The organism is Agrobacterium sp. 16-2014-1-2a, from assembly GCF_053522705.1.
Genome location: NZ_JBNWBX010000001.1, coordinates 131,162 through 157,287, shown reverse-complemented (window position 1 = coordinate 157,287; position 26,126 = coordinate 131,162). Strand labels below are relative to the sequence as shown.

The window sequence follows — 26,126 nt, the reverse complement described above, 5'->3', positions numbered from 1 at the left end:
ATGAAAAACACCCGCTTTCTGGATCGCACCACCCCGCCCCACATCATCACGCTCGTCGTTATCGCCGGCGTCGCGGCGCTTTGCATGAACCTGTTCCTGCCCTCGCTTGCAGCGATGGCGCTCCATTTCGAGACCGATTACGCCGTGATGCAATTTGCCGTGTCCGGCTATCTTGCCGCCACCGCCTGCCTGCAACTCCTCATCGGCCCGCTATCCGATCTTTTCGGACGCCGGCCCGTCATGCTTGCCAGCATCGCGATGATGATCGTCGCCACGCTCGTCTGCATGCTGGCGCCAGATATCACCGTCTTCATGTTCGGGCGTGTGGCGCAGGCGGCCGTCGTTTCCGGCTTCGTGCTGGCGCGCGCCATCGTGCGCGACATGGTCCCTATGGAACAGGCCGCTTCGATGATCGGCTATGTGACCATGGGCATGTCGGTGGTGCCGATGGTCGGCCCCACGGTTGGCGGTCTGCTCAACGATATCTCCGGCTGGCAATCCAGCTTTGCGCTTCTTGCCCTGCTCGGGGTCGGCATTCTGGTGCTCGCCTGGTTTGATCTCGGCGAAACCAATCACAACAGATCGGCAAGCTTCTCGCAGCAGTTCCACGCCTGGCCGGAACTTCTGCGCTCGCCGCTCTTCTGGGGATATGCGCTGACCTCGACCTTCTCGTCGGGCATGTTCTTTTCGTTTCTAGGCGGCGCACCCTTCGTCGGCAGCGTGCTTTATGGCCTTGCCCCGGCCATGCTCGGCCTGCAATTCTTCTTCATGGCCAGCGGCTACATGCTCGGCAACTTCGTCTCCGGCCGTTATGCGAGCCAGATCGGCATCACCCGCATGATGCTGTCGGGCAATGTCGTCGCCATCGCCGGCATTGTCGCAGCCATAGCGCTGATCTTCACCGGGGCGGAAAGCCCCTATGCGTTTTTCGTGCCGCTTGCGCTCATTGGTGTCGGAAACGGTGTGACCCTGCCAAGTGCCAATGCAGGCATGGTCAGCGTCCAGCCGCATCTGGCAGGCTCCGCCTCCGGTCTCGGCGGCGCCATGACCATCGGCGGCGGCGCGGCACTTTCCGTGCTTGCCTCCTCGGTTCTGTCCAAAGAGGACGGAACCTGGCCGCTTCTTCTCGTGATGCTGGCGACCGGCCTTGTCGCCCTCCTCACTACCTATATCGTAAGGCTGCAGGAAAAGCGGCAATGACGGCGCGATTTGAAATACCCGGTCTTGTGCTTGCCGGTGGCCTGTCGCGACGGATGGGCACCAACAAGGCGACCGTGATGCTGGGCGACGAACCGCTGCTTTCCCATGTCGTGCGCCGCATCGCGCCACAGGTGTCGGATGTCACCATCAATGCCGCGAATGGCTGGGCCGAAAGCTATGGCCTGCCGTTGCTGCCTGACACCGTGAACGGCCATGCCGGGCCGCTAGCCGGAGTTCTCGCCGGCATGCGGCATTTCCAGAACCATCACGTCCGGAAAAGCCACTTCCTGACAGTGCCCGCCGACAGCCCGTTCTTTCCCGAAGATCTCGTCGACCGCCTCTGCGAACACATGGCCGAAGATGCAATCGTCATCGCCGCCTCCAGCGGCCAGTTGCACCCGGTTTTCGCGCTATGGCCCGTGGCGCTCGCGGACGATCTGGAGGAATGGCTGAAGAACGATGCAAACCGGCGCATCCGCGCCTATCTTGCACGACACGTCACGATCGGTATCGCCTTCCCGCCGCTGGAAACGGCCAAGGGCAGCCTCGATCCGTTCTTCAACATCAACACGCCGGATGAACTGGCGCTCGCTCGAAGCTATCTGGAGAGCATGGAACCATGATGAGCCAAAAGGTCTTCGGTATTGCCGGCTGGAAAAACTCGGGCAAGACCGGCCTTGCGGTCCGCATCGTCACCGAGCTGACGGCGCGCGGCTATCGGATCTCGACCATCAAGCATGCCCATCATGATTTCGATATCGACAAGGTCGGCGCCGACAGCTGGCGTCACCGTCAGGCGGGCGCGCACGAGGTCACCATCGTCTCCGGCACCCGCTTTGCCATCATGCATGAATTGCGCGGCGAAGCCGAACCGTCTTTCGAGGAAATCCTCGCCCGCCTCGCCCCTTGCGATCTCGTACTGATCGAGGGTTACAAATACGAGCCGGTGCCGAAGATCGAGGCGCGACGGCTGGAAGCTGCCAAGACCGAACCGCTTGCCGGAAGCGATCCGCACATCATCGCAATTGCCGCCGATCACGCGGTGACCGACACCACTCTTCCCGTCTTCGACCTCGACGATACCGCCACGATTGCGGACTTCATCGAGAAGACGGTTGGGTTGGTGAGGGCGTAACTGCCGTTTCGGCAACCTCCTCTCCTCCGTCATCCTCGGGCTTGACCCGAGGGCCCGCAAACCGACCGCACCATGGATCCTCGGGTCAAGCCCGAGGATGACGTCTGATGTTTGAGGACGCTTGGCCTACCCCCAAAAATGAAAAAGCCGGGCGTTCGGCCCGGCTTCATCATTCCTTGAGACGCAATACCTATTCAAGGAAACCGGAGGGGTTCACCGGCGTCGCATCCTTGCGAACTTCGAAGTGAACCTGAGGACGTTTGGCGCTGCCGGTCATGCCTGACGTGGCAATGGTCTGGCCGCGCTGAACCTTCTGGCCGCGCTGCACGTCAAGATTGGCGGCGTTGCCGTAAACGGTGACCTTACCGTCGTCATGACGGACGAGAACCGTATTGCCGAGCTGCTTAAGGCCATTGCCCGCATAGATGACCACACCATTTTCGGCGGCCTTGATTGGCGTGCCTTCCGGAACGGAGATGTTGATGCCATCGTTGCGGCTGCCTTCGACGTTGTCGCCGAAATTGTTGATGACGGCGCCACGAACCGGCCAGCGATATTTGCCGATGCCCGTGGATTCCGGAGCGAGCGAGGCCATATCGGACTTCTTCTCGATATCGCCGACGCTTGCCGTTGCGGCAGGAGCGGACGGTACGGTCGCAGCTGCGGCAGGAGCCTTGTAGGGTTCCGGCTTGGCGGATGCGGTTTCCACTGCCTTGGCCGCTTCCTTTGCGGGTACGGAGGCTGTCTTGATGGCGTCGGTCGAAGCACCCGGCATGGCGAGTGTCTGGCCGACACGGATGCTTTCGGTGGAAATGCCGTTCGCGGCCTTGAGGGCTGCAACCGAAACGCCGTTTTCACGGGCGATCTTTGCCAGGCTGTCGCCCGGCTGAACCTTGTAACCACCGGCTGGCGGCATAGGCTTGCCACCGGGAGGTGTGAGCTTGCCGTTTTCAGCCGAAACCTTGTCGCGGGCAACACTCTGCGAGGGCAGCACGGCTACCTTCTGGTCTGGACCGCGCAGCGGGTTCGGCTCGTCGCCGTTGCGGTTGAGCGCAATGTCACCAGCCGCAGCCTTGGCGGCATTGCGGACCTGACCGAATTTCGGAATAAGGATCGACTGGCCAGCCTGCGCGGACGCCGCGGTTTTCAGACCGTTGACCCGCAGCAGTTCCTTTTCGGGAACGCCGTAGCGGTTGGAGATCGTCGCGATGCTTTCACCCGGACGCAGCGTTACCGAAGAGGCGCCATCCGTATGCCAGCCGTTCTTGTCGGAACGGACGGTTGCGGTGGTGAGATTGTCGGCGACGGGAGCGGCAGCCTGCTGTGCAGGTGCTGCGAGAGACGGAGCGGCTGGTCGTTGTGCGGACGGGAAAGGCTGGGCCATGGCTTCGTTGCGGGTCGACGGGTCGCGGCTTGCCACCGCCGGCGGAGCCGACAGCTCGGAGCGCTGCACCGGAGAGGCCGAAGCCGAACGGGCCGTCGAAGGCTGAACGCCACCGCCGTAACCGCCGGAAGACGGATAGGAGTTGGCCGCCATGTTCTGATTGGCGTAGCCGCCCTGGGGTGCCGCAGAGGCATAACCACCGTTCATGTCGCCTTGCGGGACCGGGGCCTGCCCATAAGCACCGCCGCCCTGGCGGGCTGGAATTGACGCTGTCGTCATCCGATCCGGTCCACTGGAAAAGAGGCCGCTGAACCGCGTTGCATCCGAGCTACAGCCCGTTGCGACGCTTGCCAGCAATGCCGCTGCGAACATTTTTGCGACTGATTTTCCGATTTTAGACGAATGTCTCATACGCATAACTCGATCTACACTGACGCCAACCCGCCGCATCGAGGTCGATCCGGCACAAATTTCACTTCTTGCAAGGCCCATTTCCCGATCCCGGGAAAACCATGCGTCGATGTTTATGATTAAAGCGCGTTAGTGTTACCACGCCGTTAAAACGTTAAGCCGCTCGGCGCTTTTTTGACACTTCGATAACCATGACGAAAACGGCATGCGTCATGTCTGAACAATATTATTATGGAAAATCAGTTGGTTGTGATGATTTAGAACATTCTAAGACGAAAATTAATCGCCTTCGATATTTTCATTTTGTCACAAATGCCGGGCAATATGGTTGCCAAGCGGCAGATAGGGCGTCTCGAACAGCTCTTCCTTCTCGAAGCGGCTGCCGGTCTTGGAGAAGCGCGTCATCACGCAGCGCCCGTCTTCCAGAATAATCGGCGCGATCATCATGCCGCCGGAGACGATCTGCTCGGCGAAAAAGCGGGGCATGGTGGTAAAGGCGGCGGTGGCGACGATTCGGTCGAAGGTGCCCTCGCCGACCAGACCGTTGCTGCCATCCGCCTGGCGGATGACGACATTGCGGATGGAAAGATCGTCCAGACAGTTCTGCGCCTGCTGCACCAGCGTCTTGTATCGCTCCAGCGAAAAGACCCGCTCCACCCGGCGCGCGATGATCGCCGTCATGAAACCGCTGCCGGTGCCGATTTCCAGCACGCGCTGGCCCGGCTTCAATTGCAGGCGGGCCAGGATTTTCACCGCCATGTCAGCGCCTTCCATGAAGGCGCCGCAGTCGATCGGGATTGTACGGCTGGAATAGGCATCAGCGGCGAATTGCGGCGGCACGAATCTGGAGCGCGGCGTCTGTTCCACCGCCGTCAAAAGGTCGAGATCGGAAATCCCCTCGCCCCGCAAGCGGAGAACGAGAGCGGCAAAACCTTCCTTTTCAACCATTGCGGATTTCAATCGGCGACTCCGAATCCAAGTGCTTGCGCAACCCGATCCTTGACCGTGTAATCCGTAAGGTCAAGCTTTAGCGGCGTGACCGAAATCTTGCCGTGCTTCAAAGCGTGGATATCCGTGCCCTCGCGGAAGGTGCCGAGGCGTTCGCCAAAGCGCAGCCAGTAATAAGGAAGACCGCGGCCATCCTGGCGTTCTTCTACCGTCAGGCCGAAATCGAGCTTGCCCTGCCCGGTAACGGAGACACCCTGCACATCATCAGGTGCGCAATTGGGGAAATTGAGATTGAGAAAGGTGCCATCAGGCAATTCCACATTCATCAGCTTGCGCAGCAGATCCGGCGCATGGGTCTCGGTCACCTCCCACGGCACGACGCGGCCTTCGGAATGGCTGAAAGCCTGGCTGAGTGCGAAGGAGCGCACCCCTTGCAACGTACCTTCAATGGCGCCGGCAATCGTGCCGGAATAGGTGACATCGTCAGCCATATTGGCACCGGCATTGACACCTGAGAGTACGAGATCGGGCTTTTCCGGCAGAACTTCACGGATGCCCATGATGACGCAATCGGTCGGCGTACCGCGCAGCGCGAAATGCTTGTCGGAAACCTTGCGCAGCCGCAGCGGCTCGGAGAGAGTAAGGGAGTGAGCAAGACCGCTCTGGTCGGTCTCGGGCGCCACGATCCAGACGTCATCGGACAGCGTGCGGGCGATACGTTCCAGCACCGCCAGCCCTTCGGCATGGATACCGTCGTCATTGGTCAGCAAAATCCGCATGTTTCTCTCTCCGCTTTTCATATCTTCCGGGACGGAGCATCCTCCCCACCGGCAGTGAGGTGTGCAGTTCTCTCAACGTCATCCTCGGGCCTGTCCCGAGGATCTAATCACGTCTAAATTAATCGACAGGTTGCAGATCCTCGGGACAGGCCCGAGGATGACGTCGGCGTATTGGAAGATTCTCCTTCCAATAGCACGACGCTGCGCTCCCTCAGGCCGCCTTCTCGATCCGTGTCAGACCGCCCATATAGGGCAGCAGCACGTCTGGAATTGTGACAGAACCGTCGTCGTTCAGGTAATTTTCGAGAACGGCGATCAGGCAGCGGCCGACGGCGGTGCCGGAGCCGTTCAGCGTGTGCACGAACTTCGTCGCCTTGTCGTCCTTGCCGCGATAACGCGCATTCATGCGCCGCGCCTGGAAATCGCCGCAGACGGAGCAGGACGAAATTTCGCGGTAGGTGTTCTGGCCCGGCAACCACACTTCCAGATCGTAGGTCTTGCGCGCGCTGAAACCCATATCGCCGGTGCACAGCGTCATGGTGCGGAAATGCAGGCCAAGACGCTTCAGCACTTCTTCGGCGCAGGCCGTCATGCGCTCATGCTCGGCAACAGCACTTTCCGCGTCGGTGATGGAGACGAGTTCGCATTTCCAGAACTGGTGCTGGCGCAGCATGCCGCGTGTGTCGCGGCCGGCAGAGCCCGCTTCCGAACGGAAGGACGGCGTAAGTGCCGTGAAGCGCAGCGGCAGCTTTTCCTGCTCGAGAATTTCGCCGGAGACAAGGTTGGTCAGCGTCACTTCCGCCGTCGGGATCAACCAGCGGCCATCAGTGGTCTTGAACAAATCCTCGGAAAACTTCGGCAATTGGCCGGTGCCGAACATCGCCTCATCACGCACCATCAGCGGCGAAGAGACTTCCGTGTAGCCATGTTCCGAGGTGTGCAGGTCGATCATGAACTGGCCGAGCGCCCGTTCCAGACGCGCCAGCTGGCTGGTCAGCACGGTGAAGCGCGAGCCGGAAAGCTTGGCAGCCCGCTCGAAATCCATGTAGCCGAGCGCTTCGCCAATCTCGAAGTGCTCCTTTGCTTCATGGTTCCAGCCGGGCTTCTGGCCGACCACGCGGGTCACCACATTGTCGTGTTCGTCCTTGCCGTCAGGAACATCGTCGAAAGGCATGTTGGGCAGGCGCGACAGGGCGTCGTTAAGCTCGGCGGTGACCTGGCGGTCCTCCTCCTCGGCGCGCGGCATGTTTTCCTTGATGTCGGCGACTTCCGCTTTCAGCTTTTCCGCCAGCTCCATGTTCTTCTGCGCCATGGCGGCGCCGATGTCCTTGGAAGCGGCATTGCGACGCGACTGCATGTCCTGCAGGGACTGGATGACGGACCGGCGCTTTTCGTCGAGAGCGATCAGGCTGCTCGCGGCAGGCTCTGCGCCGCGCCGTGCAAGTGCTGCATCAAAGGCTTCGGGGTTTTCGCGTATCCATTTAATGTCGTGCATCGTCGTTCCAGACTATTGTTGGTCGCTCGCGTTTTAGCAGCAAAACGCCGGGCGAAAGACCCGGCGCGAGGAGATTTGATGAGCAGGAAGACCGTGGCGAAGCGTCAGGTCTCTTCCAGCTCCGTGCTTTTGGATTCCGCAGCACGTTTCCTCTCCACGAGTCGAGCCATGTAGATGGAAATCTCGTAGAGAATGATCGCAGGCAGCGCAAGACCGATCTGGGACATGGGGTCTGGCGGCGTCAGCACGGCCGCAACCACGAAGGCCATGACAATGGCGAACTTACGCTTTTCCCGCAGCCAGTCGCTGGTCAGAATCCCGACCCGCGCCAGAAGCGTGGTGACGACAGGCAGCTGGAATACCAGGCCGAAGGACAAAACCAGCGTCATGATGAGGCTGAGATATTCCGACACCTTCGGCATCAGGGAAATCGCCACCTCGCCATCTACTGGCAATTGCTGCATGGCGAGGAAGAACCACATGACCATGGGCGTGAAGAAGAAATAGACGAGCGCCGCGCCGATGAGGAAAAGGATCGGCGACGCGATCAGGAACGGCAGGAAGGCGGCGCGCTCGTTCTTGTAGAGGCCCGGCGCCACGAATTTATAGAGCTGCGAGGCAATCACCGGAAAGGAGATCACCATGGCACCGAACATGGCAACCTTGATCTGCGTGAAGAAGAATTCCTGTGGTGCCGTATAGATTAGCGATGATTTCGCCACATCCAGGCCCGCCCAGATGACCGCCCACTTATAGGGAATGACGAGCAGGTTGAAGAGATGCTTGGCAACGGCGAAACAGGCGATGAAGGCGACGAAGAACGCGCCGAGCGACCAGATCAGCCGCGTGCGCAACTCCATGAGATGTTCGATAAGCGGCTGCGGCTTGTCCTCGATGTCCCCGCTCATGCTTCATCCTTTTTGGGCTTTGCAGCCTTGGTTCTTGCCGGTTTGGCCGGCTTGGCATCCGCAACGGCAACCGCCTTCTCAGCTGCTGCTTTCCTGACAGCAACCTTTTTGGCGACAGCCTTCACGGTCGGCTTCAAGACAGCAGCTTCTTCAACAGGCGCTGCGGCAGGCTTACTGCGGGTGGTGCGCTTCGGCTTGGCGGCAACCGCTTCGGCTTCAACGGTCGCAACAGATTTCGCACGCGCACGCTTCGGCTTTTCTTCCGCAGCAGCAACCGCAGTAACCGGCCCAGATGCAGAAGGCGTGGGAACCACCGCAGGCGCCACATCCGGAAGCTTCATCTCGGGCTCCGGCACGCTGACAAGAGGAGCCACCGGCTCACTTGTTGCAGGTGCTGCTGTCGACGAAATCGCATCGGGAGCGGATGTCGCCTTCTGGAGATCAGACTTGATTTCGTTGCCGAGCTGGCGAAGCGGGTTCATAGCATCGCGCAGGGAATTGGTCGGGTTGAGATTGCGCACATCGGAGATTGTCTGCCGCACATCGTCCATGTCTGCCTCTTTCAAGGCCTCGTCGAACTGCGTGCGGAAATCCCCCGCCATCTTGCGAAGGCCGGCCATCGTCTTACCGAAGGCGCGGATCATGGGCGGCAAGTCCTTGGGACCGACGACCACGATCAAAACGACCGCGATCACCAGAAGCTCGCTCCAACCGATATCAAACATCAAAACGCTCCCGAGACCCTAGCGCCAGTCTCAAAACAAGCAGGTTCAAGCCGCTTACTTGATCTCGTCAGCCTTGTGGTCAACAGTCTTCGCGTTGACATCGGCTGGCGGCGGAGTCTGATCTTCGTCAGCCATGCCCTTCTTGAAGCTCTTGATGCCCTTGGCGACATCGCCCATCAGTTCCGGGATCTTTCCGCGTCCGAAGAGAACGAGAACGATCACCAGCACGATCAGCCAATGCCACACACTAAAAGAACCCATAACTGAAACTCCTGAATTTCGCTTTCAGACGATGTAAGACGTTTGAAAGGCTTTTTCAAACAACAAATCGTTGCTTCAACAGGCTGTGGGCATAAAGTTTTCGTGCCTTGTCACCCGCATGAAGACGATATCAATCGTCGCCATCGCCGCCACCAGGTGCAAGCAGGCCCAACTCTTCCAGATCGAGCTGCGTGATCGGGTCTTCGTCTTCGCGCAATTCGTCGCTCATCATCGGCAAAGGCACGCCGAAATTGGAAGGAATACGGCCCGAAAGCAGGCCCGCACCCTTCAGTTCCTCAAGGCCCGGCAAGTCCCGCAATTCCTCAAGGCCGAAATGGTCGAGAAACTCCACCGTGGTGCCGATCGTCACCGGCCTGCCCGGCGTGCGCCTTCGGCCCCTGAAACGCACCCAACCCGCTTCCATCAGCACATCGAGGGTACCGCGTGAGGTTTGCACGCCACGGATTTCCTCGATTTCGGCGCGTGTCACCGGCTGATGATACGCCACAATCGCCAGAACCTCCAGCGCCGCACGCGAAAGCTTCTTAGGTTCCTTTTCCTCAGAATGGACGACGAAGGAGAGATCGCCGGCCGTGCGGAACGCCCATTGCCCGCCAACCTGCACCAGATTGACACCCCGCTCGCCATAAGCGGCCTTCAGCCCGTGGAGTATGGCAACGACATCCATGCCGCGCGGCAGCCGCTCGGCAATGAAGGCAACTGAAACCGGTTCGGCCGAGGCAAAGACCAGCGCCTCGGCAATGCGCTCGGCTTCCTTCAGCTGACGCTCGGAAAATACCGCAGGTTCGGCCCCAACCACATCCGCCGCCCCATCTGCCACGATGGCGGCTTCGCCGGTATCGTCGTCATGCGTCATTATCAGTCCTTTCCGCATTAGGCGCGCGGTCATCTCGCTCGCTCCTGCGCATATAGATGGGCTGGAACGCGCCCTCCTGCCGGATTTGCAGCGATCCCTCGCGCACCAGCTCCAGCGAGGCGGCGAAAGCGCTGGCGATTGCCGTCACGCGCATCGCGGGGTCAGGCACATATTGCAGCAGATATTGGTCGAGCACCGTCCACTCGCCGACATCCCCGAGCAGACTGTTCAGGAGTTCCCGGGCTTCCACCAGCGACCAGACCTGCCGCTTTTCAATCGTGACCTGGGTGATGGCCTGCCTTTGCCGCAGATTGGCATAGGCGCTCAGGAGATCGTAGAGGTTCGCCTCGTAAGCCGAGCGGTTGATATGCGGAATATGCTCCGGCGCGCCACGGGCGAAGATATCGCGGCCAAGCTGGGCGCGGTTGACGAGGCGTTCAGCCGCCTCCCGCATCGCCTCCAGACGTTTCAGCCGGAAGGCCAGCGTCGCGGCCATTTCTTCGCCGGAGGGGCCGTCATCCTTCGCCTGCTGCGGAATGAGAAGCTTGGACTTGAGGAAGGCAAGCCAGGCCGCCATCACCAGATAGTCGGCAGCAAGCTCGATGCGCACGCGGCGGGCTGTTTCCACGAATTGCAGATATTGCTCGGCAAGCGCCAGCACCGAAATGCGCGACAGATCGACCTTCTGCGTGCGAGCAAGGTGTAGCAACAGATCGAGCGGGCCTTCGAAACCCGCGACACCGATCACCAGCCCGGCCTCGCCCGTCAGCCGCTCCGGCGTCACATCCTGCCAGAGCTTGTCCATAGGCGTTGAAGTACGAGACTTGTCTGCTGCCATTGTTCCATCCGCCGGGCGTCCGGCCTGTCGTCCCGAGTACCGGGCCGCCGCCCGATTGTCAGGAAACGGCCCACATGGCGTTGAATTCGGCTCTCAGTTCAGCTTCGTCGGAGGCATCAGTGGCGGGAAAACCCGCTTCCACGGCCCGCACCCGCTCCAGCGAACGGCCGGAAAGAACGGGAACCTCCTTCACGACCTCAAGCATTTCACCCATCACGCCGTTGCAATGCAAGACTATATCGCAGCCACCCGCAACAATATTCGCGGCACGCTGGCCAAGCGTGCCCTTCAGCGCATTCATGGAACTGTCGTCGGACATCAAAAGACCGTCAAAGCCGATTCGCCCACGAATGATCTCCTCGATCACCTTTGGCGAGGTCGTTGCCGGACGCTCCCGATCGACGGCGTTGAACACCAGATGCGCACTCATCGCCATCAATTCACGGTTCAGCGCGCGGAATGGCACAAAATCATGGGCGTCCAGCTCGTCCAGCGGCACATCGACAACAGGCAATTCATGGTGCGAATCCACCATGCCGCGACCGTGGCCCGGCATGTGTTTCATGACAGGCAACATACCGCCCGCCTTGAGACCGTCAGCCGCCGCCTGCCCCATCTCCGCCACCATGGTCGGGCTGTAACCATAGGCCCGGTTGCCAATGACGTTGCTGGCGCCTTCCACCGGCACGTCTAGCACCGGCAGGCAATCGATATTGATGCCGAATTTCATGAGATCGAAGGCATGCAGACGCGACATCAACCACGCCGCACGCAGCCCTTCCTCCCGGTCACGCTCGTATATCTCGCCAAGAATGCGGGCATTCGGATAGGCTTGCAAAAGCGGCGGCTTGATGCGCTGAACGCGCCCGCCTTCCTGATCGATCAGAACCGGCGCATCCGGCCGCGCGACGGCATCGCGCATTGAGGCCACGAGATCGGTAATCTGTTGCGCATCACCGATATTGCGCCCGAACAGGATGAAACCCCAGGGCCGCTCATTGCGGTAAAGGGCAATCTCGTCAGCGGAAAGCGTAAGCCCGCCGCATCCGAGGATCATAGCTTTGCAATCGGTCATGATGTCACGCTCACAGAATGGGGAAATGGCCTTATACCGCAAGGCGTCGGGGATAAGTCGACAACCCCTCCGCCGTCATGCTCGGGCCTTTCCCGAGCATCTGCAACCGACCGGTTGGCGAAACGTTGGCAGATCCTCGGCACGGGGCCGAGGATGACGTCGAATGTGAGGAAAGCCTTTCCCCACTGCGAGGACTGCCTTAGACGGCAGCCCCAATCTTCACTCAACCGGATCAGCCGCTATCAGCGCGCCACCAGGCAGCTGCCGCCAGCTGCGCGGAACTTTTCGCACAGCGCCACGGCTTCGTTCTTGTCGCCTGCCGGGATGCGGACGCGGTAGAACGTGCCCTTGCCGGCGATCTCAGCGGCCTTGATGTCGACGCCGCGACCAGAAATGACCGAACCGAACTTGGCCGACATGTTCTGGTAGGACTTCTGGGCCTCCGCCTGGCTCGGCAGGGACGCGATCTGGATGTAATAACCACCCGAAGACGGCGCGCTCGTTGCTGCGGGCATGGCGGCGGCTGTCTGCTGCTGTGCAGCCTGCGGCTGGGCCGGAGCAGTTGCAGCAGGACGGACGTTGCCCTGATTGGTCACCGTTGCCACCACATTGGAAGGCTGTGCGGACGGACGCGCCGAAGGAACGGGCGCAGCCGACTGCGAGGCCGGTGTGGAGGAAGCGGCTGGCGTATTGGCCTGCGGATGTTCAGGCGCAACCGGAACACGCGAAGCGGCGATGACGGCGGGAGCGCCCTCACCCGGCTTGGCTGCCTGCGGTGCAGCAAGCTCCGCGACCTTGTCGGCCTTCGGTGGCTGGGCAGCAGGCGCATCGACTTCCTGTGCAACCAGCGTACCATCAGGCTTGACGATCATGGTACGGACCTTGCGCGGCGAAACGCCCGTCGCACCGGCACCTTCGTTCTGGCTGGCCTTTTCTTCCGGCGAAAGCAGGCGCGGATCTTCAGTCTCGCCAACCGGCGTGCCGGTGGCTTCCATGTCCGCGTCGTTTTCACCTTCCAGCGGCAGCTGTTCGGGTATCAGCGTACGCTGGACCACATCGACAGGCTTTTCGTTGCTGGAGATCAGCGCCGGTTGCTTCGGATCGGCAGCGCTACCACCGGCCACGCGGTCGTAAACCGCCTTGTCCTGGTTGGGCACGACGCGGCCGCCCGGATTTTCCGGCACCACCTTCATCGGGTCGTTATCGGCGGAAATGATGACCGGCGCGCCATTGGAGCCCGCACCGGACGAACCGCCCGACATCAGCGCGTAAACACCACCACCGACAAGCACCAGACCGATTGCTGCGGCAACCGGCATGATCCAGCGGCGACCGCCGCGTTCTTCTTCTTCGCGATAGGCCGGCTGATGGTCGACAAAAGTATTCTCGGCATCGCGCGGCGCATTGCCACGCGAGGCAGCAGCCTCCTGCATGGAGCGGCGGAAATCTTCTTCCAGCGCCCGCTCAAATTCGTCGACCTCCTCCGGACCCTGTGCCTGAGGACGCGCCTGCGGGGCAGCAGCCCGGTTTTCCGCATGTTTGTGACGGTCAAGACCACCGGCAACCGCCGGGGCAAACAGCGTTGCGAGCTCGGTGTCGATATCGAGGTCTTCTTCGTGACGACGGGCGACAGGCTTGGGTTCGAAAACGCCGACCGGCAATTCCGGCACGTCCATCTCGGTAATATTTTCCGGATGTTCTTCCGTCTCACCGATCTGCGAGGGATCGAAAGGCAGGCTTTCCAGCGTTTGTGGTGCAACCGGCTGCGGTGCGGCTGCAACCGGACGCGGCTGAACCGGAGGGGCGGCTACCGGAATTGCAGCAACCGGGGCCGGGCGCGGCTGAGGTGCTGGCTGTTCCCGCACCGGCTGCGGCGCGGCGGCAGCAACCGCTACCGGAGCGACCGGCTGCTGGCGAACGGGCTGCGGCACAGGCGCAGGTGCGACTTCCGCTGCAGCGATTTCGGACAGGTCGAGGTCAAGATCGAGATCATCAAGCGCAAGCTCGAAGTCATCGTCGTTGAAACCTGCGAAATCCCCAAAGTCCGGCTCCTGAACGGGCGGCGCTGTTACGGCCGGGGCTGCCTTTACAGGGGCTGCGGCAACCGGCGCCGTGGCAACCAAAGGCGGCTCCACTCTTGCAGCCGGAACGATAGGCGCAGCCTGTGCGATGGGGGCATCCTGAACGACAGGCTCTTCGCCGCGTCCGGGAATGGAATATTTCGCAACGCCGTAGATCAGCTCATCCATCGGCGAAAGATTTGTTTCAACCGGCTTTTCTGCAACCGAAGGCGCAAAGGTCGGCGCAGTTTCTTCCGCCTGAACGAAGACGGGCTCAGGCGCCGGAACTGGTTCGGCCTGTGGCTCGATCCGGGCTGCAGGCAGCGCTTCGGCCCTCGGCTCGATTCGCCGGGGATCACCAGCCGCAACATCACGGCGCGCGCCGAAATTGGCAAGCGGCAGACGCAGGCTGGAAAATTCCAGCGAAGAACGGCCACCATGCGAAGGCGGACGCACGGAAATCGGTGCAGGCGCTTCGGCGACGGCGATCTCTACCTCATCGGCAAGATCGAAAGCCTGCGGCTCAGGCGCATGGCTCTGATCGGAATGCGCAATATTGCTCGAAACATCGGCCGGAAGCTCAGGCATAGCGTGCCAGGTGCTTTGAGCCGGCTCGACAGCCTGCGGCTCTTCCCATGCAGCCTGCTGGTAAACCACCGGCTCGGCAGGGCGCGACTGGCGCGAATGCACATCGAACACCTCGGCAACCGCACCGGCATCATCACGGAAATCCGCGCGGATGTCCTGCGTCGACGTCTCGACGTAATTGTGAATGTAGGCCTGATCGGCCTCGGGAAGTGGCTCCTGGCTCACTTCGGGTGTGGGGCTTGCCTCGAACACGGGTTCGTCCGCTGGCGCAAGCTCAGGCTCGCGCCGGGCGAAAACCGATTCGACGCGCTGCATGAAGTCGCTGGGGTGGATGCCCGCACGCACATCGTTTGCCGGGTCAAGAACGACCGGATCGGCATGCGGCGCATCGTAAACCTCGAACTCTCGAAGCAGCTCGTCTTCGAGATTGAATTCGGGTTCGCGGCGGGTTGCCGCAGAGCCGGCGCGTGGCGCAGCTTCGGAACCCGCATGCGAAGGACGCTCATCGAAACCGACGATACGCGCCAGTTCTGCCAGAGGATCGTTGTCAGCGAACCCTTCAGACCGGGCGTCCCGGTTATACGCGACATTTTTTTCGACCATTACGTGTTCCACCATCTACGCATTGCAGCTCTTGCCAGCGTATTGTGAGCAAATAATGGTGATATGTTATCGCATCTCGTCAGGCGCGTCCGCTCCTAAAAGCGTAAGACCAGACTTCAAAACATTCGCGACAGCATTCACCAGCCCGAGTCTGGCAATGCTCAATTCTCGGTTTTTATCGTTAATAAAACGTAATTCCTGATGGTCTTTACCTTTGTTCCAGTGTCCATGGAAGGAACTGGCGAGATCGTAGAGGTAAAAAGCAAGCCTGTGCGGCTCGTGCGCAAGGGCTGCGGATTCGATCAGGCGCGGGTACTCAGCAAGCTTTGCAACCAGCTGCAACTCGTTGATATCGCTAATCAAAGCAACGGAAGACGACATGTCGTCCTGCGAGAGCGCAAGACCCGGAAACGCTTCCTGCGCCTGGCGGAAGATGGACATGCAACGGGCATGTGCATATTGCACGTAAAAGACCGGATTATCCTTCGATTGTTCGGTCACTTTCGCAAAATCGAAGTCCAGCGGCTCGGAATTCTTCCGATAGAGCATCATGAATCGCACGGGATCGCGACCTACTTCGTCCACCACATCGCGCAGCGTGACGAAATCGCCTGAGCGTTTCGACATCTTCACCGGCTCGCCATCGCGATACAGCTTCACGAGCTGGCACAGAAGAACCGTCAGCTTCGACTTGCCTTCCGAAACGGCGCGCGCAACCGCTTCAAGCCGCTTCACATAGCCGCCGTGGTCGGCGCCGAGCACATAGATCATCTCGGAAAAACCGCGATCGAACTTGTTCTTGAAATAGGCGACGTCGGCGGCAAAATAGGTGTAGGAACCGTCCGACTTCATCAGCGCGCGGTCCATGTCGTCGCCCACCTCGGTGGAACGGAACAGCGTCTGCTCGCGGTCTTCCCAGTCTTCCGGCAACTCGCCCTTCGGCGGCGGCAGGGTGCCCTTGTAGACGTGGCCCTTGAAGGTGAGATCGTTGATGGCCGAGAGAATGGGGCCGCCATTGCCCTCATGCAGCGTGCGCTCCGAGAAGAACACGTCGTGCTTGACGTTCAGCGTCTCCAGATCCTCACGGATCATCACCATCATTGCGGCGATCGCCTTGTCCTTGACGATAGGTAGCCACTTTTCCTCGGGCATGGCGCGCAGCTTGATGCCATATTCATCCGCCAGCGCCTGGCCGACTGGAACGAGATAGTCACCGGGGTAGAAGCCCGACGGAATGGCGCCGATATCTTCGCCAAGCGCCTCGCGGTAACGCAGGAAGACCGAACGCGCGAGCACGTCGATCTGCGAGCCGGCGTCGTTGATGTAGTATTCCTTGGTCACGCCATAACCGGCAAAGGCGAGCAGGTTCGCCAGCGTGTCACCCACGACAGCACCACGGCAATGGCCGACATGCATCGGACCGGTGGGGTTGGCGGAGACATATTCGACGTTGATCTTCTGGCCCGTGCCGATCTTCGAGCGGCCGAAATCGATGCCCTGCCCGATCATGTCGGCAAGAAGACGCTGCCAGTAACCGACAGAGACCTTGAGATTGATGAAGCCGGGACCGGCGACGTTGACGCTATCGACATCGCCATCGGCCTGAAGTGCTGGCACGATGAGTTCGGCCAGCGCCCGGGGATTGGTGCCGAGCGGCTTCGCCAACACCATAGCGGCATTGGTTGCGACATCGCCATGGCTCAGATCGCGCGGGGATTCGACCGTAATTCGACTGAAATCGACCTTTTCGCGGTTCTCTTTCACGAGATCGAGAGTCTCGAGCGCGTTTTTGATCCTGGTATCGAAATCGGCAAAAATGTTCATCGTTCCAACCTGCGCGAAGGGCTTCTGTTCATGTCCGGCCATCATAACCGGGTTGGCTTCGCGATCGCCCGCTGCCCTATCGCAAATCGGGGGTGTGGTCAAACAGCCGCTGGTGGGCGCGCAGTGCATAACTGTCGGTCATACCGGCCAGATAATCCCCCACATGGCGGGCTTTTGCGGCCTTGCTCATACCGGAAATGCTGTCCACCCAGTAGTGACTCTGCATCTCTGCCGGCACTTCCATATAACGGTGGAAAAGGTCGGTAACGATCTGCGTAGCGCCGGCGCGGATGCGCATGATTTCCGGATGCCGGTAGATATGGGCAAACAGCAGTTTCTTGATCTGCCTGTCGGTTTCAGCCATTTCCGGCGAGAAAGTCGCGACGGTAAAATCGGCGGCGCGGATATCGGCCGCACTCTTCGGTTTCAGCCGGGAAAGATTCTGCTGCGCGACCCCGATTACATCCTCGACCATATGGGTGATCTGGCGACGCATGATTTCATTGGCGAAGCGTTCCTTGTCGAGCACGGGATATTTCGCACGTACCTCAGCCATCAGCTTGCTGAGGAAAGGCACCTCTTCCAGCATCTCGAAGCTCAGATAACCGGCACGCAGGCCGTCATCGATATCATGGGTATTATAGGCGATGTCGTCGGCAATAGCCGCCATCTGTGCCTCAAGGCTGGCATAGCTGCCGATTTCCAGATCCTGCAGCTCGCAATATTCGAGGATGGGCAGCGGAACCGGGCCCTTCACGCCCTCGCCCTCGGCATTGACCAGCGGGCCATTGTGCTTCACCAGCCCCTCCAGCGTCTCCCATGTCAGGTTGATGCCGTCATATTCGGCGTAGCGGCGCTCCAGCTTGGTGACGATGCGCAGCGACTGCGCGTTGTGATCGAAGCCGCCATAGGGCAACAACACCGCATCCAGCGCATCCTCACCTGTATGGCCGAACGGCGTGTGGCCGAAATCATGCACCAGAGCCACGCCCTCGGCCAGATCCTCGTCCAGCTTCAGAGCACGTGCGAGTGCGCGGGCAATCTGCGCCACCTCAATCGTGTGGGTGAGCCGGGTGCGGTAATGGTCGCCGTCAGGGCTGATGAAAACCTGCGTCTTGTGTTTAAGCCGGCGAAAGGCCGTGGTGTGGACAATGCGGTCCCGGTCGCGCTGGAACTCCGAGCGCGTCAGGCTCCCCTCCTCGGCAAAAAGACGCCCGCGCGTGGTCCATGGATCAGAGGCGAAAACCGCCCTCTCGCCACTTCCGAAACCCAATGCGCGCTGGTCTATAATCATTCATCCACCTGTACTGTTCTCTGGCCGGGACTTCATTTGACCCGAAGTCCATGGCCTTTGACCATTGACCTTTTCATCCACCCTTCATACCTATCGCAAAGGTCGGCGCAAAGCATCATCGCGGCAAAGGCCGTTGCGGACATCGCTATAGACCGTTTATTTGACTGGTTTATAATGGTGACGACAAATCTATTGCTCTCCGGTTCTTGACCCCGGCACGAGGAACGACATGGAAAACAGCGACATTACACTTTCGGAAGCCGCAGCGAAGCGAATCGCCCAGATCGTCGCAGCGGATGCGGGCAAGCAGGCTCTGCGCGTTTCGGTGGAAGGCGGCGGCTGCTCGGGCTTCTCCTACAAGTTCGACCTGGCGGAAGACCCCGCCGATGACGACATCGTGATTGCGCGCGGAGACGCCAAGGTGCTGATCGACAGCCTGTCGGTTGTCTATATGGCCGGCTCTGAAATCGACTTCGTCGACAATCTGCTCGGCCAGTCCTTCCAGATCAAGAACCCGAACGCGGTCGCAAGCTGCGGCTGCGGCACCAGCTTTTCTATTTGATGGTGATATCAAGCGCCAAGCTTGAGATCATTCACGCCTTTCTCTCCGCCCTCGTTCCTGCGCTCGTCACAGGAATGAGGGTTTGGGGAGCTGCGGTGCATCCATAGCTGTTGATCTACCCTGCCCCGGCTTCTATCCACCACATCCTCACCCGCCGTTTCCAAAAACGGTGGCAATCGCTTTTGCATCGGGTAAAAGTAACCTCACAAAAGGGAAACTCCGATGAAGATTGCCACCTGGAACATCAACGGCGTCAAGGCGCGTATCGAAAACCTCTGCCAGTGGTTGAAGGATTCATCGCCCGACATCGTTTGCCTTCAGGAAATCAAGTCGGTTGACGAAGGCTTTCCCCGCCTTGAGCTGGAGGCGCTCGGCTATCACGTCGAGACCCATGGTCAGAAGGGTTTCAACGGCGTCGCCCTTCTGTCGAAGATGAAGCCCGACGAGATCAATCGCGGCCTGCCGGGCGACGATGCCGATGAACAGGCACGCTTCATCGAGGGCGTGTTTTCCGTTGATGGCGGTGCGATCCGGGTCTGCTCGCTCTACCTGCCGAACGGCAATCCGCCTGACGATCCGGTCAAATATCCCTACAAGCTCGCATGGATGGAGCGGCTGCGCCGCTTCGCCGAAGATCGCCTTGCGCTTGAGGAGCCGCTTATTCTGGCGGGTGACTACAACGTCATCCCCGAACCCTTCGATTGCCACGATCCGCGGGTCTGGGCGGGCGATGCGCTGTTCCTGCCCAAGACGCGCTCGGCATTCCGCAGGCTGGAAAATCTCGGCTTTACCGATGCCGCACGCGCGACGACGGATGAACCCGGACTTTATTCCTTCTGGGATTATCAGGCTGGCGCATGGCCGAAGAATAACGGCATCCGCATCGACCACCTCATGCTGTCGGCGGAAGCGGCCGACAGGCTGGAATCGGTCAGCATCGAAAAACATGTGCGGGCTTGGGAAAAACCGTCCGACCACGTACCGGTCTGCGGTTATTTCAATTTTACGCCGATCAATTGAACGGCGCTCGCCGGGCGAGTTAAAGAATTTCCGGTAAAAGTACGCCGAAACAAAGAGTTAGAGCACGTCAAACGATTCCGTTTAAACAGGACGTGCTCTGAGTCGCCTCAGCCAAAATAGACATAATTGTCAGTTCGGATCATCGATCTGCATGTTCTGCGCCAGCGCGATAGCCGCGCGGCGATCGTTTTCACCCGCGAGCGAAAAAGCCTGTTCCTGAAGGGTCTGGATCCAGGTGCAATCCACCGCCGTGCATTTGTCGAGCGCGGCCGTCATGAAGGCGAGCCCCTGCGTCGTCTGGCCTTCCTGGAAAAGCAGATTACCGAAAATCGACATGGCGCCGGCATGGCCGTGCTTGCGTGCCTGATTGAGCCACTTCTTGGCCTGCTGCACATCCGCCCGGCCGCCCTCACCCGCAAGGATCATTTCCGCCAGACGGAACTGGGCCTCGGCCACGCCAAAGGTGGAAGCCACCTGAAAATAGAGCTGGCGGGCCTGCGACAGGTCCATCTTTACCGGAGTGCCGGGAATGCCGTGGCGGTAATAATCGGCAAGAGAAAGCAGCGCGTTGACGAAGAAGCCGGTATCCTCGGAGCCCGGCTCGACGCCCTGGCTGGCAATTTCGCTGTAAATCTTGAAGGCTTCGAAGTCGTTCTTGGCAACGCCATCGCCGAAGGCATACATATTGGCAAGCGCCCAGCGCGAGCCGGTATGGCCCTTTTCGGCCGCATAGCGATAGGCCTCGACGGCTTCGTCCTTGTTACCGTTCTTGTAGGCCTTGAAGCCGAACTTGAACAGGTCGAAGGGCCCGGATTCCTTGGTAACGCCTGCGTTGATGTCAAAAGCCAGCACCGGCATTGCGAGCGACGCAAGCAAAAGGCTCATGATGAGCGGCTTTAGAACATGTGCTTCACATTTCAGCATTTAGGCGAACTTCTCTCACTCTTCCCGGCATATAGCCAATACTTGCGGAATACTGCAAAGCTGAACCCCGCCGGGTCGCGATTTTTCGAACACACTGCGTCTTTCCGGCAGCACTTTCCAGCGCACTGCCGATGGTCATATGCGGTAATTGCTCCAAATTTTCAGTGAGACAGATATAAGCATAATTTCCGGCAATATAACGGCGTTTGACCGCCTGCCGGTCAGCGCCAAACAAGAAACCCGGATCAAATTCCCGTATTACTTGCTTAAACCCTGAATCCAAACCCGTTTTCACTCTTCGCAACTCCGCAGGCCCACATCAAACGCCTGCATGTTCTTCCATCCCCGCGTCCATAAACAGAAGCCAAGCACCTTGTTTGTGGCGGGAAATGGACAGATATGCCCACATTCCAACGCGGCACCACGCTTGCAGAAAAGTGTTGCCAAATCGTCACAAAACTTTCGGGCTAGAAATTTTTATCGAGCAGGAATCATAGTCGGGAATGAAAAAAGGTCCGGTTGGTAAACCGGACCTTTCTTTTCGTTCAGGTGTGGCGAATGGTGTCAGAACTTGACCTTGACGCCCGTAGAGATCGCAGCCACGAGATCGTTGCCGAAGTCGTAGCCCGCCTCATTGCCGCAGGTGAAGCCCGCACCGCAAGGTCCACCGTTGATGGATGAGCTACCGGAGGTCAGGAGGCCGAGAGCACCGGCAACCTTGAACTCGATATTCTTGTTCGGCGAGTAGACGATCTGCGTGCCCAGCGTCCAGGTGTCGGTCTGGGTGCCGATAACAGTCGATGTACCGCGATCCCAGGTCAGGCTCACAGCACCGCTCCACTGCTCGTTGAACTTGTGACCAACGCCGCCGGAAATCGTCCAGCCATCACGATAAAACAGGTCTAGCGTGTTCAGCGTGTCAGCGCCGCTCGGAACGCAGGGGGACGTCCCTACCGCGCAGAAAGGAATGACCTGAATCTGGCTCCAGTCAGTCCACTTCACCGAACCGAAAGCCAGCCAGTCCGGAGCTATGCCGGATTGCACCTTGAGTTCGATGCTGTCTGGCATCGAAACGGAGCCATATATCGGCACCAGCTTGCCGCCGTATTTCGCCAGCGTCGGAGAGATGGACGGCGGCGTCTGCGGAACTCCTCTGACGTCGGCGAAACCGGTCAGGTCATGATCGACGGCGCTGTTATAAACAAGGCTCGCCCGGAAGGCGACCTCGGGGATTTCGTAGGCAACGCCGGCGCGCCAACCCCAACCGTCACCTTCCATCTCAAGTTTGCCGACGCCGCTGAAGCTGGACCAGGCCGGATTGAGGCCAAGAACAGCTGGGCCAAGAACCTGACGGTATTTATAACCGCTGATCTCCTGGTAAAAGCCGCCGCCAATAATCGAGAAGTCGCCCTTGCCAAGATCAAACTTCACACGGCAGGTGGTGGCGTAATTGTGCGACTTTACCTTGGTTTCGATATTGTAGCTCGATCCCTGCCAGATGCCCGGATTGAGGTGCGCGCCCCAAGGCTGCGAATAATCGAACATGCAGTCGCCGAAATCGCCGATTGCCGCCTTGGCGCCGATGCGGGTCGACCAGAAGTTTTCAGAGTCATCTGCGCTCCTTGACCAAGTCGCAGGCAGCGGACCGCTCTTCAGCGGATTGTCACGCGCATTCTCAACCTTGCGCTGTGGCGCAACGAATGTAGCGGAACTGTCGAGAACATAGTCGGACGGGTCGAACAGCAGGTCGATATTGTAGCCACCGCGCTCGAGGCCGCCCGCCAGTGAAGGCGTGACCGCCGCGATGCTGGCTACGAAACATACTGCGCCGCGAAAAAATGCAGTTTTTGCCATCTCTCTCCCCAATCAAGGCAATGTGATCATTGAGAGAGTGAAATGCTTTGCGGCAAATGACAATCTGCCGTGGCGCGGCGCGGTTGCCACCGGATGGCCATTTTTTTACGTAAGTTTTTGATGTTTGGCATCTTACATAATCATTTTAGGCTATTATTCTAATCCAATTAGAAAAAACGACACAAAACGAAACAAACTCCCAATCCGCACCGGAAATGTCGCCAAATAACCACAGTTGGACGTTTCCGAAGAAAATCGCTTATCAGGCCGTTTTTATTGATCTTTTTCGTCTTCCTGCGCGGTTTTGTGCGCCTCGCGGCAGAAATAATCGCGCTGTCACGCAGTGCATGATTCGCCATTGCAACGCAGCAATGAATTGAGCCGGCCCTGACAGAACGCAAAACGCCCCGTTTTCACGGGGCGTTTTGATTTTACACGCAACAGGAACCTTATCCTGCTTCGCTGACCCGCTGCAGGGCGGTTCGAAGACTTGTCAGCTGAACTTCCAGCTCCGCCTTGCGGTCGCGCTCGGCGGCCACAACCTCCGGATCGGCATTGGCCACGAATTTTTCGTTCGACAGCTTCTTGTCTATGCGTTCCATTTCCGCATCCACCTTGCCGATCGCCTTTTCGAGACGGGCCTTTTCGGCCGCGAGATCGACGAGGTTGCCGAGCGGCAGGCAGACGGTGGCCTCACCGATGATGATCTGCGCGGAACCTTTTGGCGCCACATCGGCACCACGGATTTCATCGGCACGCGCCAGGCGCCGGATAGCGGCGGCATGGCGGTCCAGCCGCGCTTCTGTCGAGGTATTGGCACCGACCACCACCAGCGATGCGGTGGCGCCCGGCGGCACGTTCATCTCGGCACGCGTCGAGCGGATGCCCGAAACCAGATCGATCAGCCAGTTGATTTCCGCAGCCGCGGCATCGTCGCGGAATTCCGGAGTCGGCCAGTCGGTAAGGCAGAGAAGATCAGCCCGCTCCTCGCCCTCGCCCGCCGTATGCGCCCACAGCTCTTCCGTCATGAAAGGCATGAAGGGATGCAGGAGCTTGTAGATCTCATCCAGAACATAGGCCGCGCAGGCCTGCGATTCCGCCTTTGCCGCCTCATCCTCGCCACCGAACACGGGCTTGAGCAGTTCCAGGTACCAGTCGCAGAACTGGTTCCAGACGAAACGGTAGAGGATACCGGATGCATCGTTGAACCGGAAGTTCTCAAGAGCCGCCGTCACATCGCGCGCGGTGTTGGCAAGCTCGGTCAGGATCCAACGGTTGATCGTCAGCGATGCGGTTTCGGCCAGGAAATGCGGATCGCGCTTTACGCCGTTCATTTCGGCAAAACGCGTGGCGTTCCAGAGCTTCGTGCCGAAGTTGCGATAACCGGCGATACGTGCCGGATCGAGTTTCACGTCACGACCCTGCGCCGCCATGATGGCGAGCGTGAAGCGTAGCGCATCCGCACCGTATTCGTCGATCAGTTCCAGGGGATCGATGACGTTGCCCTTGGACTTGGACATCTTCTGGCCGTTCTTGTCGCGAACCAGCGCGTGGATGTAGACGGTGCTGAACGGCTCGACCGGATTGCCGGCATCGTCCTTCATGAAATGCAGACCCATCTGCATCATGCGGACGACCCAGAACGGGATGATGTCGAAACCGGTGACAAGCACGTTGGTCGGATAATAGCGCGCCAGTTCCGGCGTCTTTTCCGGCCAGCCGAGCGTCGAGAACGGCCACAGCGCCGATGAGAACCAAGTATCGAGAACGTCTTCGTCACGGGTCAGGATCTCACCCGGCTTGAAGTTTTCAAGCTTCTCCTCGACCCAGGCCTTCCACGGACCTTCATGGGCAATATAATGCTGGATAGCGGCCTGAAGCGCCTCTTCCTCGGTCTTTTCAACGAAGACCTGCCCGTCAGGGCCGTACCATGCCGGAATCTGGTGTCCCCACCACAATTGCCGCGAGATACACCAGGGCTGGATGTTCTCCATCCACTGAAAATAAGTGTTTTCCCAGTTCTTAGGCACGAAATTGGTGCGGCCTTCGCGAACCGAGGCAATGGCCGGCTGAGCCAGCGTCTTGTTGTCAACCCACCACTGGTCGGTGAGGCGCGGCTCGATCGGCACGCCGCCACGGTCGCCATGCGGCACGACGTGCTTGTGCGGCTCGATCTTGTCGAGGAGGCCGGCTTCCTCGAAGATTTCGACGATGACCTTGCGGGCGAAGAAACGATCCTGTCCTTCCAGACGATCCCATGCGCCGTGCAGCGCCGCCGGATGATTGAGGCCCTCGAGGAAATCCTCGTTCTCCTTGATGGAGATCGTCCCATCGATATTCATGACGTTGATGGCGCGCAGACCGCAACGCTTGCCGACCTCGAAATCGTTGAAGTCGTGCGCAGGCGTGATCTTCACGGCGCCAGTTCCGGCCGTCGGATCGGCATAGTCATCCGCAACGATCGGGATCTTGCGGCCAACGATCGGCAGGATGACATGCTTGCCAATGATGCCCTTGTAGCGCTCGTCTTCCGGGTTCACCGCAACACCGGTATCGCCGAGCATGGTTTCTGGCCGCGTGGTAGCAACAACGATGTAATCGCGCGTTTCGAACTCGGTAGGCTTGCCTTCCTCGTCAAATGCGATCGGGTGCTGATAGGTCACACCCTTTTCCAGCGGATAACGGAAGTGCCAAAGGTTGCCCTTCACTTCCAGCTGTTCGACTTCCATGTCGGAAATCGCGGTCTGCAGCTTCGGGTCCCAGTTGACGAGGCGCTTGTCCTTGTAGATCAGGTTCTGCTTGTAAAGGGTGACGAACACCTCGAGAACGGCCTCGGACAGACCCTCATCCATGGTGAAGCGCTCACGCGACCAGTCGCAGGACGCGCCGAGACGCTTCAGCTGGTTGAAGATCAAGCCGCCGGATTCGGCTTTCCATTCCCAGACCTTGTCCACGAAGGCCTCACGGCCCATTTCGCGGCGGCCCGGAAGCTGCTGTTCCATCAGCTTGCGCTCGACGACCATCTGCGTGGCGATGCCCGCATGGTCCATGCCCGGCTGCCACAACACGTCCTTGCCGCGCATGCGCTCGAAGCGGACCAATATGTCCTGAAGCGTGTTGTTGAGCGCATGGCCCATATGCAGGGAGCCGGTGACATTCGGCGGCGGGATGACGATTGTGAAGGTTTCCGCGCCCGGTTTGGCGTTGGCGCCGGCACGAAAAGCGTTCGCCTCGTCCCAGGCTTTGGCGATTTTCGGTTCGACGGATGCGGAATCGTAGGTCTTTTCGAGCATTTCCTGACCTGAATTTTAGAGTTCTTGTGTGGATTTTTTTAAATAAGGATGGATGGTCGAGAGTCAAC

At 59.5% G+C, this 26,126-nt stretch carries 22 protein-coding genes; 5 read left to right on the top strand and 17 right to left on the bottom strand.

The window, feature by feature from the left end; translation table 11 throughout:
• The 3 genes from ACQZ45_RS00805 to mobB are packed head-to-tail and all read left to right on the top strand — an operon-like array spanning position 1 to position 2,335.
• Positions 1–1,200, top strand: a complete 1,200-nt coding sequence (locus ACQZ45_RS00805; protein WP_113291774.1) for a multidrug effflux MFS transporter — start codon at positions 1–3, stop codon at positions 1,198–1,200.
• Positions 1,197–1,823: a molybdenum cofactor guanylyltransferase MobA gene (gene mobA, locus ACQZ45_RS00800; protein ID WP_113291775.1), complete on the top strand. Its 627-nt coding sequence runs from the start codon at positions 1,197–1,199 to the stop codon at positions 1,821–1,823. The genes ACQZ45_RS00805 and mobA overlap by 4 nt, the downstream gene beginning before the upstream one ends.
• Positions 1,820–2,335, top strand: a complete 516-nt coding sequence (gene mobB, locus ACQZ45_RS00795; protein ID WP_113291776.1) for a molybdopterin-guanine dinucleotide biosynthesis protein B — start codon at positions 1,820–1,822, stop codon at positions 2,333–2,335. Before mobA ends, mobB begins: the two co-directional genes overlap by 4 nt.
• A 190-nt stretch (positions 2,336–2,525) precedes the next feature.
• On the opposite strand, the gene ACQZ45_RS00790 is transcribed toward mobB, so the two are convergent.
• From ACQZ45_RS00790 to ACQZ45_RS00730, 13 genes are all read right to left on the bottom strand, one after another.
• Complete coding sequence (locus ACQZ45_RS00790) at positions 2,526–4,091, bottom strand: LysM peptidoglycan-binding domain-containing M23 family metallopeptidase (protein WP_019566161.1); 1,566 nt, start codon at positions 4,089–4,091, stop codon at positions 2,526–2,528.
• A 345-nt stretch (positions 4,092–4,436) separates the two neighbouring features.
• Complete coding sequence (locus tag ACQZ45_RS00785) at positions 4,437–5,078, bottom strand: protein-L-isoaspartate(D-aspartate) O-methyltransferase (RefSeq protein ID WP_113291777.1); 642 nt, start codon at positions 5,076–5,078, stop codon at positions 4,437–4,439.
• An 8-nt stretch (positions 5,079–5,086) separates the two neighbouring features.
• On the bottom strand, positions 5,087–5,857 hold the full coding sequence (gene surE / locus ACQZ45_RS00780; protein ID WP_003515592.1) for a 5'/3'-nucleotidase SurE: 771 nt from the start codon (positions 5,855–5,857) through the stop codon (positions 5,087–5,089).
• A gap of 211 nt (positions 5,858–6,068) precedes the next feature.
• Positions 6,069–7,352, bottom strand: coding sequence for a serine--tRNA ligase (gene serS, locus ACQZ45_RS00775; RefSeq protein ID WP_065687302.1), 1,284 nt, complete (start codon positions 7,350–7,352; stop codon positions 6,069–6,071).
• Positions 7,353–7,456: 104 nt separating this feature from the next.
• Positions 7,457–8,260 carry a twin-arginine translocase subunit TatC gene (gene tatC / locus ACQZ45_RS00770; protein WP_003515595.1) on the bottom strand — a complete coding sequence of 268 codons (804 nt, stop codon included), beginning with the start codon at positions 8,258–8,260 and terminating at the stop codon, positions 7,457–7,459.
• Complete coding sequence (gene tatB / locus ACQZ45_RS00765) at positions 8,257–8,985, bottom strand: Sec-independent protein translocase protein TatB (protein WP_003515598.1); 729 nt, start codon at positions 8,983–8,985, stop codon at positions 8,257–8,259. Before tatB ends, tatC begins: the two co-directional genes overlap by 4 nt.
• A 54-nt stretch (positions 8,986–9,039) precedes the next feature.
• Positions 9,040–9,246: a twin-arginine translocase TatA/TatE family subunit gene (locus tag ACQZ45_RS00760; RefSeq protein WP_003515599.1), complete on the bottom strand. Its 207-nt coding sequence runs from the start codon at positions 9,244–9,246 to the stop codon at positions 9,040–9,042.
• Between the two features lie 130 nt (positions 9,247–9,376).
• Positions 9,377–10,123 carry an SMC-Scp complex subunit ScpB gene (scpB, locus tag ACQZ45_RS00755; protein WP_003515601.1) on the bottom strand — a complete coding sequence of 249 codons (747 nt, stop codon included), beginning with the start codon at positions 10,121–10,123 and terminating at the stop codon, positions 9,377–9,379.
• Entirely contained in the window at positions 10,113–10,961 is an 849-nt protein-coding gene (locus ACQZ45_RS00750) for a segregation and condensation protein A (protein WP_111801156.1), read from the bottom strand. Before ACQZ45_RS00750 ends, scpB begins: the two co-directional genes overlap by 11 nt.
• 58 nt (positions 10,962–11,019) lie before the next feature.
• Positions 11,020–12,036, bottom strand: coding sequence for a beta-N-acetylhexosaminidase (gene nagZ, locus ACQZ45_RS00745; RefSeq protein WP_003515605.1), 1,017 nt, complete (start codon positions 12,034–12,036; stop codon positions 11,020–11,022).
• Between the two features lie 242 nt (positions 12,037–12,278).
• Complete coding sequence (locus ACQZ45_RS00740; RefSeq protein WP_113291779.1) at positions 12,279–15,287, bottom strand: SPOR domain-containing protein; 3,009 nt, start codon at positions 15,285–15,287, stop codon at positions 12,279–12,281.
• A gap of 66 nt (positions 15,288–15,353) precedes the next feature.
• Positions 15,354–17,111: an arginine--tRNA ligase gene (gene argS, locus ACQZ45_RS00735; protein ID WP_003515610.1), complete on the bottom strand. Its 1,758-nt coding sequence runs from the start codon at positions 17,109–17,111 to the stop codon at positions 15,354–15,356.
• A gap of 76 nt (positions 17,112–17,187) precedes the next feature.
• Positions 17,188–18,405, bottom strand: coding sequence for a deoxyguanosinetriphosphate triphosphohydrolase (locus tag ACQZ45_RS00730; RefSeq protein WP_003515612.1), 1,218 nt, complete (start codon positions 18,403–18,405; stop codon positions 17,188–17,190).
• Positions 18,406–18,634: 229 nt separating this feature from the next.
• On the opposite strand from ACQZ45_RS00730, the gene erpA reads away from it, so the two are divergent.
• Positions 18,635–18,967, top strand: a complete 333-nt coding sequence (gene erpA, locus ACQZ45_RS00725; RefSeq protein WP_003515615.1) for an iron-sulfur cluster insertion protein ErpA — start codon at positions 18,635–18,637, stop codon at positions 18,965–18,967.
• 222 nt (positions 18,968–19,189) lie between these two features.
• Positions 19,190–19,987 (top strand): exodeoxyribonuclease III, encoded by a 798-nt coding sequence (xth, locus tag ACQZ45_RS00720; RefSeq protein ID WP_003515617.1) that lies wholly within the window; start codon positions 19,190–19,192, stop codon positions 19,985–19,987.
• Between the two features lie 129 nt (positions 19,988–20,116).
• On the opposite strand, the gene exoR is transcribed toward xth, so the two are convergent.
• The 4 genes from exoR to ACQZ45_RS00700 form a co-directional block, all read right to left on the bottom strand.
• On the bottom strand, positions 20,117–20,911 hold the full coding sequence (exoR, locus tag ACQZ45_RS00715) for an exopolysaccharide production regulator ExoR (protein ID WP_003515620.1): 795 nt from the start codon (positions 20,909–20,911) through the stop codon (positions 20,117–20,119).
• Entirely contained in the window at positions 20,898–21,206 is a 309-nt protein-coding gene (locus ACQZ45_RS00710) for a hypothetical protein (protein WP_448742114.1), read from the bottom strand. Before ACQZ45_RS00710 ends, exoR begins: the two co-directional genes overlap by 14 nt.
• Before the next feature lie 269 nt (positions 21,207–21,475).
• Positions 21,476–22,765 (bottom strand): outer membrane protein transport protein, encoded by a 1,290-nt coding sequence (locus tag ACQZ45_RS00705; protein ID WP_003515621.1) that lies wholly within the window; start codon positions 22,763–22,765, stop codon positions 21,476–21,478.
• A 449-nt stretch (positions 22,766–23,214) separates the two neighbouring features.
• On the bottom strand, positions 23,215–26,058 hold the full coding sequence (locus tag ACQZ45_RS00700) for a valine--tRNA ligase (RefSeq protein ID WP_003515623.1): 2,844 nt from the start codon (positions 26,056–26,058) through the stop codon (positions 23,215–23,217).
• Positions 26,059–26,126 lie beyond the last annotated feature (68 nt).